Source organism: Oceanobacillus sp. MO10714A (genome assembly GCF_037072045.1).
GTDB classification, from domain to species: Bacteria; Bacillota; Bacilli; order Bacillales; family Amphibacillaceae; genus Oceanobacillus; species Oceanobacillus indicireducens.
Genome location: NZ_JAXHDC010000019.1, coordinates 42,552 through 54,474, shown reverse-complemented (window position 1 = coordinate 54,474; position 11,923 = coordinate 42,552). Strand labels below are relative to the sequence as shown.

The following is an 11,923-nucleotide window of genomic DNA, read 5'->3' as shown; positions in this document are numbered from 1 at the left end:
TAAAAAGGTTAACTTTATTCCTTCGCCTGTTGATAAGTTAACATATACATCGCCACCATCTTGTGTAATGTCTTCTACTGTACCAATAGATCCTTCCTCTTCAGCTGCATTTATAGTGCCGCTAGCCAGTGTTAAAGTAGTAATAATTACTAGTAACAATAAACTTATCATAAACATTCCTATTATACTTTTTGGCTCTCTAAGTTTATTCGTATTGTTTAGCTTCTTAACCTCCATATCATATTCGTTTCAAACAGCATTGTTTGGTTCAAAATCCAATTATGAAATTAATCCAGCTCTAATAATAATTTATGAGTATCATGAGAATATCAGTTAATGATGCACCATAATATCGACACCTCTCTTCTTTTCACTTTCAACGACATAATAAATATATTTCATTCAGAAACTGTCGTTGAAGGCATTTTGCATTCTATTGACCATTCAATATAATTGAATTTTCATTGGGTTGACGGGTCAACCCAACTTATTTACTATTTTTAGAAATTTCTATCATTTCCTATGTAAAACGTACTATTTGGCTTTTGCATCTTAATGGATGAGGAGTTATTTTGTCCGTAAATAGCATTCTATTGAACAGAATCAGGGATTTACGGACTGTATATCCCCCACCTTCACATGTTGGTTTTCCGGTGGGGTATTACAGACCGTTGATACGTGATAAACCCCAATTTCTTTTTATCAGCAGACTTACATCAATTTATAGCAGGATTATAAAAACCCTCACACTGCTTTAAATGAGAGTTTTTATAATCCATATTAATTTAAACGTTACCTACTTGCCCCTGTAACTTCTTGGAAACTATCAAATAGACCTTCATAGAATTCGTTTTTAATGTCTACTATAGAATCTTGAATCATCTGCTCTATTTTTACTTGAGTCTCAACCGTACTGATACTGTTTTTCAAAATTTCGTCGCGTAATTCTTCTTTTACCTCATCAAATGTACCAATTTCCTGATCTTTTTTTTGAATATCATTCACCTTTATAATATGATACCCATAAGTCGTTTGGACCGGGTCGCTTATGTCACCTTTTTCAAGAGAAAATGCAACATTTTCAAATGGAGGCACCATGGTTCCGGCAGAAAAATATCCCAGTTCTCCACCTTCTTCTGCAGTCATTGCATCTTCAGAGTATTCTTTCGCTAGTTCAGCAAAATCTGCTCCTTGTTCAATTTGTTCTAACACTTCTTCTGCAATATCTTTATTCTGTACTAAAATATGCTGCGCACTAATTTCCTTCGTCTTTTGTTCATAAGCCTCTTCCAGTTGCTCATCCGTTATAACAACTTCATCCAATGCAGCCTCCTCTTGAAGTAAGCCTAAGTATATAACATCCTTAAATGCTTCTTCATCGGCAAATCCCTGTTGCTGGATCATTTGGTCAAATTGAATACCATAATTCTCTTTTAACTTTTCTAATTCATCAGTGACTTGCTCTTCACTAACATCATATTTCTCTCCCAATACCTGCATCATTACTAATTCTTCCAAGACTTGTTTGCCGTATCGTTCTTGTAAAGCCTCATTAAGTACCTCTTCGGTTATATCCCCGTAGGACGTTTCAATAACAACTCCTTGAGTCTCTTCCTGTTGGCATGCTGTTAACATAGCTATACATAAGATTAGTCCAAAAAAGTATTTCTTCATTCGTTAGCCGCTCCAATCATTGAAGGTTATATTTTTTGAAGATATGTACATATGAGAGGAAGAACCTCTCATATGCTTACTAGTTCTCTGTAAACTGTTTAATAAGGTATTCCGTATCAGCCCATAAAGTATCATAGGCTTCCGATGAAATCACCTGACCAACTTTTTGGAATTCTAGTAGTTGTTTAAAACTTGTAAGATGTTTAACAGCCTTGTCCAATTGATTGTTTTCTTCAAAGTGCTGGATGGATGCGATGTGCATTTTCAATGCATGAGCAGCTGTTTCATTATTAATCTCACCTTGATTAATGAAATAATCAAGTACGTCTATTAAATCTACCGTATGACCTGGAGAAGTACCACCATCCGATCCAATCGCTTGATTAAACGTCTCCTTACCGCCTACTACCGGTAGTTGGATAAAACTTTCTCCTAAAGCGATCTCAATCGTTGCACGGTTACTGTCTGTCATAATATAATTACGATCACTTCCGGTTACAATTATTCCAATCCGGTGTCCCTCTTTGAATACATAATCTTCTGGTAGAGTTTCCCAAGTGAATCTATAACTTCTTCCTGGCTCTAACGGTTCGGAATGCTCAAGAGACTCATAGTTTTGTGCATCAAGCCAACCATGGGTCACAATCTCATATGGTGCTTCATGTGTCACCAATTCTGTCTCTTTATAGCACGCACTGTCCTGCGGTGAGCTTTCTCCCCAACACGTTACAACATCGTCAAGTGTTTGAATCCCCTCTTCTCTTGAACCATGATGGATTCTTTCGTCAGTGCCATAATCCACAATCCGGACTGACAGATTCGTATCTTCTTTATCAACCATTGCCTGTAAATTAATTTCTGGTATACCGCTCATCCGAACATCCTCTGTAAGTTCTGGGGTTAAGAAAATTAAACGATTTTCTTTTTCAGTGAACTCATCTTCGACCGCTTGCTGTTCTGTCTGCGATGGATTATCTACAAATGTTTGTGTTTCTTCTTTGATTACAGGTGCTGTTTGTAACGTTCCTGGCAGGTCCTCTGTTGCAGGCGCTAATCTGATGTCTACATTTTCTGTATTAGCAGCCGGCCATGTTTCTTCATCCTCCCAGTTACCATTTCCTCTTTCAATTTCTACCATCGGCTCATCCATAATTCCGTTATCAATATCAAGCAGCCAATAATCAAACCAACGATGCAATGTTTCTACCCACTCAGCTCTTCTAAAATCAAATGGATCAACATGACCTGTCTGGGTAATCCAAAGTTTTCTTTGCACATCATTTTCTGCTAAAGCTAACCACCAATTGGAGAAATGATTTGCTTTCACATTATAGTCATTGATTCCATGTACAACGAAAACACTAGCATTTACCTTATCTGCATCTTTTACATAATTTCTTTCATCCCAAAAATCATTATAATCACCAGTATCATCATCGGAGGCAATTCTCATCTCTTCACGAATTGGCGCACAATCGGCGACACGCTCGCTGTTTGTTACGCGTCCAGCTAAACCACCCGGACCATTACGGTAAAAAGGAATTCCGCCATAACGGTAATAGTCATACCAACTGCTAATCGCACCAATCGGCACAATAGTTTCCAACCCTTCAATTCCTTGGGCAGCTGCTGCATTTGCCAAAGTTCCATCGTATGACTTACCAATCATACCTACTTTTCCGGTCGACCAGTCAGCTGTAACTTCATTGCCATCTTTATCCCACGCTTTTCCTTTACCATTTAACCAATCGATGGCAACTTTAATACTTTCGGTTTCTTCATACCCACCTGTCGTCGGACATCCATGGGAATTATTAGTTCCAACCATATCAACTAATACGACCGCATAGCCCCTTGGAACAAAGTAGTTGTCATAATAAAGTGGAAACATTGTATTTTCCCCAATACCATCCGGGTCTTTAATTTGGCTTTCATTTCCTCGTCCCATGCTTTCGTAATAAGGACTTGCATCCATAATTGTTGGTACTTTAATCCCTTCTTCCGTTTCCCTTGGACGCATAATATCAATGGCAATCCGATCTTGTTCACCGTTCCGATCACTATCCATTGTTGATTCAACAAAAATAGTTTCTTTAATCGCATCTGTATAAGAATAGACAGGCTGCGTAACCCCACCTTCCATTACAACGTCCGCATTGGCAGAAACGGTTTGCTCTAAACCGTCAACATGTAAAACCGGTGTTGCAACTAAAGCTACAAAACTAACAGATAACAATAGTTTCTTTAATGCATTCTTTGTTCTAAACAAGAAGACCCCTCCATATTTACCAATTTTCAAAGATTATAAGTTGTATATATTCATAGAGTATAAAATTTCCTCGTCAGCCTCACTTGAACCAAAGTTATTCCCCTATATATCTGCACATGGAAATATCTATTTATTTTTCCAATTCTTCATATAATTGTTGAGCTTCGTTAATCAATACAACGTAAGCTTTTTCTACAACAAGTCCTTGCTTATACAATTGATTAAGAAGTATTTCAAATCCTTCAAGGTGTTTAAGCGCTTTGTCATAAGCACCACTTTGTTCAAATGTTTCTATAGAGGTCAGGTGGGTAATGAAGGACCGTTTTGTAACTTCTGTTTCAAAGGTTCCAAGCTCATCAAATTGTTCCACATATTGCTTGATTGTTGCGGCGCTTATATCAGCATCGGAACAATCGCCAACATTAAAGAGTGACAGGCTGTTCGGAGCACCGAAATCTGTGATACTAGAGCTATTGCCATAACACCCTAGTACACCATTGATTGAATTGCCTACTAACACTGGTCCATAGTCACCGTACTGCTCATTAGCAGATAATTGATTGTTCTTATTGAGTATTAACCAACCATTGAAAGTGTTCGCTACTAATGTCGTATCTTTCGTAGTTTCAAAGATATACGATTGTCCATTGACTACTGATTCAATTAACTGGATGGATTCGGCTTTTTCTGATTTAATATCCCCATTAATTGTACTATTGGAAATTAGTATCGAAGCTCCATTTTCAATGATGACATCCCCAAATACTTCTATATTTTCCAGACATATTTGTCCTTCCGTAACGACTAGATCTCCCTCGTAATCTTCTGTTACAGAATGCGAACATGTTAGTTTTTCTCCTGGTATGACAGTAGCTTTAAACTCTTCTGCGTTTCCAATATTCCCAGTAGCATCAATTGCCCGATGTTCGATAAGGTGGGTATTGAAGCCAGGAATAAATTTACCGCCCCGATCCTCTTCAGTAAATGTTCTTTCAAAGGTTACAATTGAAAGTCCCCCAGTTCCAAGGTTTCCGTACGTTAATTCTTTAACATCTGTTCCGGAATGAGAGAACTTAAACGGTGTTCCTTCTGGTTGATCGGGGAATCCGTAATAGTTATACCAACCATCCTTATTTAAACGAAGCTCGCCAACAACATATCCCGGCTGGTCATCTTCAGGATTAAGTTTCATTTCAAACTCATTGAAATAAACATAATGCTCTATTCCACCTGATAATGTAGCTACCGCTTCCGACAACTCCTTAGGGGCTGTTGGTAGACCATTGTCGACTGTCCAAGAAACCGTTTCAAGGGCTGAATCAGGATTATTTGGATCTGTAACAGTTGCACTTAATTCAGAAGCCCCTGCTGGTAAACTAATTTTGCTTAGGTCAAGGAAACGGCTATTATCAGCATCTTCTATAACATTGCCATTTAGTTGCCAAGTTACGTTCAATATACGATCGGTTGGATTAGGTGTTTCAACAAATGCGATTTCATTAAACGCAAGAGCATAGGCTGTTGCAGAATGATTGGTAAATGCGATATCCACTTCAGTCAGTTCTTGTGGTTCACCAATCGTCCATTCACGTATTTGCGTCATTCGAGGTCCATCTAAATAGTTACGATGCCTGACAAATTCTGTCTTATCTTGAACGATTGCCTTGACGGTATCACCTACTTGTACATCTAACTTGCTTAGTTCTAGATGACGGGAATCATTTGTATCAGAAACGACTTCACCATTGATTTCCCATGTAACCTCTATTAAATGAAATCTTGGATAAATCGTATTAACAGCAAGTACTTCGTCTGCACCGATTTCCCCTTGGGGTGTCGATGTTAATGGCATCTGTCCTGTATTACGCATTCCTGTAATGCGTTGTGTCATTTGCTCTCTTGCTATTTGATCAAAATAAAATCCAGTATGTCTCATCATAGAATGTTGACTAGGACGCCATACATTTGAATTATAATACTGGCCACTTTCGTATCCATCTGGATCAGCCGCTCTTATAATTCCACCAGCTTCACTTTCTTCACCAAGCCACCGCCACCACTTAGCTTGATTCTCCATCATTTCTTCAGATGTCATGCGTGTATGATGAAAAGAATTTGGTTCTTGATCAGGATGCGCTTCTCCCGGAACACCACGGTCATAGTAAGGGTACTCATCGGCAATGCCGCCTAATGAATGTCCTAATTCATGCAATGAAACAAGGGGACCTTGTGGGCTACCACCAGTTGTTGTTGCATGAGTACCGCCAATCCCGCCATACGTGTCGGTGTTGCCAAGCGTTAGAGTTTGCACATTCTGACTATTCGCAGGGATTTCAAGTAATGGTGCAACATAGTCCTGCATAATTTCATTTCTAGCTTGGGCTCCACCACTTCCAAAGGTTACCCCTCGTGCAAGATCATCTGCCGGACACTGATTTGCATATTGCAAATTGAATACAGTATCTCTGCGCTCATTCCCATCCTCTGGATCACAACTAATTCCAGAATCTTTAGACGGCGTTTCAACCATATAAACGTTGAAATAATTTCGATAACTGCGGAACGGCTCAACACTCCACTGGACATTTTGGTTTCTGTCGACATGTTCCCGGTACTTGTCCATTTCTTCAGCTGTATATCCATCTCCAAAGATAATGAGATTTAATCGCTCCTCAGCTGGTCCCGTTATTTGTAATGGGACAACATTGACATCCCCTACTTCCAATTCCCCCTCTTCATCTACAGTAGAATTTGCCTCCGTGATATTCCCAAAAATCAATATCAATACAGTGGTGAAGAGCAAGACAAAAAAGGCTTTTTGTGAGATTTGATTCTTTATTGCCATTTTGACACCCTTTCTTTCCTATTCTTTATTACCATTCGCTTGAGTCTATCTCTATAGATAGAACCTGTTTATGGCATCTTTACTCACCTCTGCTTTCGTAGGTATGATTTTTCTAAAAGTAATAGGACTCGCCATATTCCCGAAAAACGATTTACTTAAAATAGGACATGGCGAGCCAATAATTAATGACAGGTATTAATCTATCAGCCTACTGATTCAGCAAAAAATCTGTATAATCGTATAGTGCATCAGCCGCTTTTTCAGCTAACGATCCATTGTTTGAGTATTGGTCAATTAAAAGGGTGAACCCTTCTAAATGTTTAACTAGCTTTTCAGCATCATTTTGTTTCTCAAACTGCTCTATTGCTGTTAAATGCGTCGTTAGTGGTCGGACAGCTGCTTCATCAGCATCCCCACTATCTGCAAATAATTGGACTAAAGCTTTCAGGCTTGTTCCATTTACTTCGCCTAACAACACATCAACATCAGATGATGCTTGTTCAGTATCTGTTTCGGATGTTGCTGTGAACGTTAGCTGTGCTGGTTGCTGTTCACTTTCAGGGACTTTCACGTAAACTGGAGCCTCCACTGTTTCACCAGCTTCAACTTCAATCACATGATGAAGCGTCATTGTCTCCCATCCCGCATCTGTTTCTGCTTGGATTCGGACTAAGTCTGTTTCTTCACCAGTATTTGTTACGCTAAAGGTATGTTTTGCAACTTTGCCTGGTATTGCTCGTTCTGCAGAGACTGCAGCAGCTTCAACACTACGTTCAAATTCTCCAGCACTGTCTAAATGACGGACAGATACCCGGTATGAAAGCGCTCCGACATCGTCATATTTCTTATCTAAGATGTAGAAATGCAAACGATTATGCTCATCGATATACTCGCTTACGATATCTTCATCCGTCCCAGCTTTGAAAAGTGCATCTGCAAGCTGCTCTAGACCACCCTTCGAAATCATGGCAGTAGTACCGTCAGGCCGTACAAAATCCTCAATTGTTATATCCTCAGGCTTTGCATCTACTACCCAAATATTAGGCGCTGATTCGGTATTTTTCGTTTTTGCAATCAATACTCCTGAATCATGCGTAAAGGAGTCATAGCCCACTTGATCAACAACTTCAATCGTGTAGTTGTCATACCACTTAGCTCCACGTTGCATATCCGCTCTCCAGTCATCTTCTAAAGAATTAGGGGGTGTTAAATCTTCCATTTCGATGTTGATCCCCTTCAGATCATCCCGTTTAAAACCTTCACCAGATGGAACAGCTCTCGCAAGAATATCTGCAAAAATTGGTCCCGTCTCCGCTAGCTCGTCGCGATCAATGTTCAAGTACTGATTCTCAGACAGAAAGCCTTGTTTAATTTTGTTACGCAACATATGATGTGGTGGTGTTGATCCACCTTGGATAGCCGGTATCATCCATCGTGTATGCGAGCCTCCCGGACCATTAAAACTTCCGCTGCTCATCAGTTCCCAAGAACCAGCATAAGTACGGGATACTGGATTTCCATAGGGGTTATTATAGTTATCAGCTAATCCCATCAGATGACCAAATTCATGGGCATAGGTTGCCATACCATTACTGGATCCTTGAATGGAAACATTTCTGCTTGCACTGGACCAAACAGATTTAGCTGCAAACCAAGAAATCCAAGGCACGTAGCGTGTATTTACCCAGTTCGGTAAATCCTCACCAAGATTTGCTGGTGGACCGAATTCATCAGGAATTTCTTCTGGACTATTAAACATCATTTCACCAAATTCCTGCCAAACTCCCGTCTCGGCATATCCAGAATGCAAAATAAATATAAAGTCATAGTCGATTCCTGATGCATCTAAATCTGCCTGAGCTTTATTGACTGCCTCTGATCTTAAAGTCATCGGCGAATATCCTGGAGGTATAAAATCTTGCTGGTTGAATTCATTCAAACCGTATTGGAACTCTTTTCCATCCATCATATAGGGGCCATAAGCATCAAGATCTACCTGCCACTTTCCGTTTGAATTTTCCATCCAAAAATCGCTAATCGTACGGTAATTATTTAATGACTGTGGTGTGTTCAGATAGTCCAGCCAAAACTGCGGCAGCTCTTCTCTTGGAACGTTACCAATCTGTGGATTTCCAGCCGGATCTGTACCCTCGGGCTTTGTTACGACAAATTCCAGGTCAGGAAACTCTACTAAAACTAAAGCCCCTTTCAATTCCCTCTCCGGTTCGACATCTACTTCATCCCAGTTCAAGCCAGGTACAGGATTGAAATCATCCCAGGTCATATCTCGAGGAAGTTCCCAACTCTCTATATCTACCGGATCGGGAAAGGCATCCAGGCCGTTCGGTGCAGCAAATACCAAAGGAGAAAATGTAATTAAAAATACTGACATTAATAGAAATGAGCGTTTTACTAATTTCATATTAGTAACCTCCACGGACGACGGGGGTTCTTAAGTATCCCCATCTCTCAAATTGTATTTTTAATAGAACCTTATCAAAGAGTAATAGCGATGCTGAACAAGAAAGTAAAGAGCAACCTAATCGTTTTTATCTATCAATATATCAACGTCATGCTGCAAAATATCAAAAACTTCTTTTGTCATATGATCAGAATGGTAGTTCAACAGTAATTTAAATCCAGCTAGATGTTTACTAGCCTTATCTGTTTCATCTTTTTCCTCAAAAAGTTCGACAGCTGTCAAATGTGTTTGCAATTGACGGACTGTAGTGGGATCAGTGATTGACCCTTCATCTTCATAATAGTTAATAAGATCTTTTATTTGCCTTATACTAGTTGGCTCCTCCGTAATATCACCAACGAGCGGCAATGATAAATAGCTTTGCTCTGGATATATCGATATAGTTGTTCCTGGTTGTGGTCGAATCGTATACTCATAGTCACTGGATATAAGAACTAGGCCGATTCGGTGTCCTTCTGCCACATCATAATCTGTAGGCTGCATATTCCAAGTAAATGTATATGGCTTATCCGGTGTTATGGCTACAGATTGTGAATCCGATTGTAAGTTTTGCGGATCCATCCAGCCACGTGTAATGATCCGGCTACTCTCATCCGGTCCATAATCAACGAGTAAGGCGGTAAGATTTGCTACAGGGCGATCTATGCTCGCCTTAACCGAAACAACCGGGGTACCACTAATGCGGTAAGCGTTCGTTAGTTCAGGCGTAACATATGCTTGCCTATTCTCCATGTCCTCCAATGGATTTTGCACCAATGTTTGTGCTCTAATGGACGAATCATCAATTACTTGATAAGAAGTATTTGTATCACTAACAGGACGGTGACTTAAATTCCCCGACTCCGTACTCTCAGAAGTAAGATACAATGCTGTATCTCGGACGTCCTCATGCGGCCATGCGTTTTCTGTCACCCAGCTGCGGTCTTCCTTCTGTTTATCAACCATAGGCTCGTCCATAATTCCATTTTCAATATCATAGAGCCAGTAATCGAACCATTTGTTCAGGGTTATCAGCCATTCCTCATTTCTAAAGCTATACGGGCTTGAATGTCCGTGCTGATGAATCCATAGCTTTCTTGGCACATCATGCTTTTCAAGTTCTTCCCACCACTGGGTAAATTGTTTAGTCTTTACATTCCAATCATTTAGTCCATGCACAACAAACACACTTGCTTTCATATTTTCTACTCCATTTAAATAATTTCGCTCATTCCAAAATTCGTTATAATCTCCTGTTATTCGGTCTTGTTCCTCCTCAATTTGATTCATCAGATCAAGGCAAACCTCAGGATTGTTACGAGTTAGGACCGCTCTCGCAAGTGAATCTGCATCCTCCCCTTGGTAGCCTCCTGGAGCAACAACCGCACCGTTTGAACGGTAGTAGTCATACCAACTACTAATAGCACCAATTGGAACAATCGTTTCTAATCCTTCAACCCCTGTTGTAGCTACCCCATTCGGTAAGGTCCCATTGTAGGAAACTCCTGTCATACCGACTTTCCCCGTCGACCAATCAGCAGTTATTTCTTCGCCGTCCACATCAAAAGCTGAAGCACGTCCATTCAACCAATCGATTACCGCTCTAGTCGCTAGCACTTCCTGCATATCCCCTGATGTTGGGCAACCATTGGACATACCGCTACCAATACTTTCAGCAAGAATGACAGCATATCCTCTTGGCAAGAAATAGTCATCATAATACCCCGGCAAATCTGCGGCGTAAGGCTTACCACCAATAGGGTTAGGATTAATCGGGGTCAACTCTACATCTACATTGTGAAAATCAATTGGATTCAGACCTGCACGATAAGGACTTATTTCATAAATAACAGGAACTTTTAATCCTTCTTCCGTTTCCTTTGGTCGAATAACGTCAGCCCTAATCCGATCATTTTCTCCGTCCCCATCACTATCAACCTCTGTTTCGATAAACACTCTCTCAACAATAGCTTCTTCTTTGGAAAAAACCGGTTGAGTCATACCTTCTTCTACTACAATCATCGGGGGTTCAACAGTTGACTCCTCTGCTATATTAGCACCGAGAATCATTGGAAGAATTAAAACTAATAAAAAAAATGGTATGAGTTTTTTCATATCTTCAACTCCAATCCGATAGATATAACTCCATCCATCTAATCTAGTCTTAAATACTAACTTTCCAATCTTGGAAATGTTGTTTGAATCACAGTTAAGAGAGCGTTCTCATTCAATGGTGAAGGTGACTCCCGTGAGAATTAACCATAATACTTAAAATGACACGTGGGACGACCAGCCAAATAACGGATAACTCTTTTTACAACAAAAAAGTCTACTCACCTCCCATTCGTTTAGTAAAGGCTCATAGATGTCAATTATTTTCCGTTCTGTAGTTTTTCTTACTCAATTCTGTCCCAACTAAAAGTCTATCCCCCTTTCAAATATATCAAGATGTATTTCCATATTGTTGGAATCTTGTATATAATCTAACATTTATTGACTCCTTTGTCGACTAATTGTTTGGATTATTCATACTAAATGAACAAAAACTACTATCTATATGCATGCGTTTACTTCCCGGATAAGGGGATGAACCTATACTAAAATTGATAAAAGAATAGCAATTAGTAAAATCCCTCAGTTAAAAGGATCATCATCAAACACAAAAGTTTATGGA

At 39.7% G+C, this 11,923-nt stretch carries 6 protein-coding genes; all 6 read right to left on the bottom strand.

Annotation, left to right across the window (positions count from 1 at the left end; translation table 11 throughout):
• Window positions 1-237 (bottom strand): hypothetical protein (locus SPD53_RS11290; RefSeq protein ID WP_336252623.1); only part of this gene is annotated, 237 nt, incomplete at its 3' end.
• A gap of 555 nt (window positions 238-792) precedes the next feature.
• Window positions 793-1,674 (bottom strand): peptidylprolyl isomerase, encoded by an 882-nt coding sequence (locus SPD53_RS11285; protein ID WP_336252622.1) that lies wholly within the window; start codon window positions 1,672-1,674, stop codon window positions 793-795.
• A gap of 79 nt (window positions 1,675-1,753) precedes the next feature.
• Window positions 1,754-3,943 (bottom strand): Xaa-Pro dipeptidyl-peptidase, encoded by a 2,190-nt coding sequence (locus tag SPD53_RS11280; RefSeq protein WP_156857885.1) that lies wholly within the window; start codon window positions 3,941-3,943, stop codon window positions 1,754-1,756.
• Between the two features lie 130 nt (window positions 3,944-4,073).
• Entirely contained in the window at window positions 4,074-6,788 is a 2,715-nt protein-coding gene (locus SPD53_RS11275; protein ID WP_156857884.1) for a M64 family metallopeptidase, read from the bottom strand.
• 208 nt (window positions 6,789-6,996) lie between these two features.
• Window positions 6,997-9,210 (bottom strand): M6 family metalloprotease domain-containing protein, encoded by a 2,214-nt coding sequence (locus tag SPD53_RS11270; protein ID WP_336252621.1) that lies wholly within the window; start codon window positions 9,208-9,210, stop codon window positions 6,997-6,999.
• Window positions 9,211-9,327: 117 nt separating this feature from the next.
• The gene (locus SPD53_RS11265; RefSeq protein WP_442946194.1) at window positions 9,328-11,364 is read right to left on the bottom strand and encodes a Xaa-Pro dipeptidyl-peptidase; all 2,037 of its coding nucleotides are present in this window, start codon (window positions 11,362-11,364) and stop codon (window positions 9,328-9,330) included.
• Window positions 11,365-11,923: the final 559 nt, after the last annotated feature.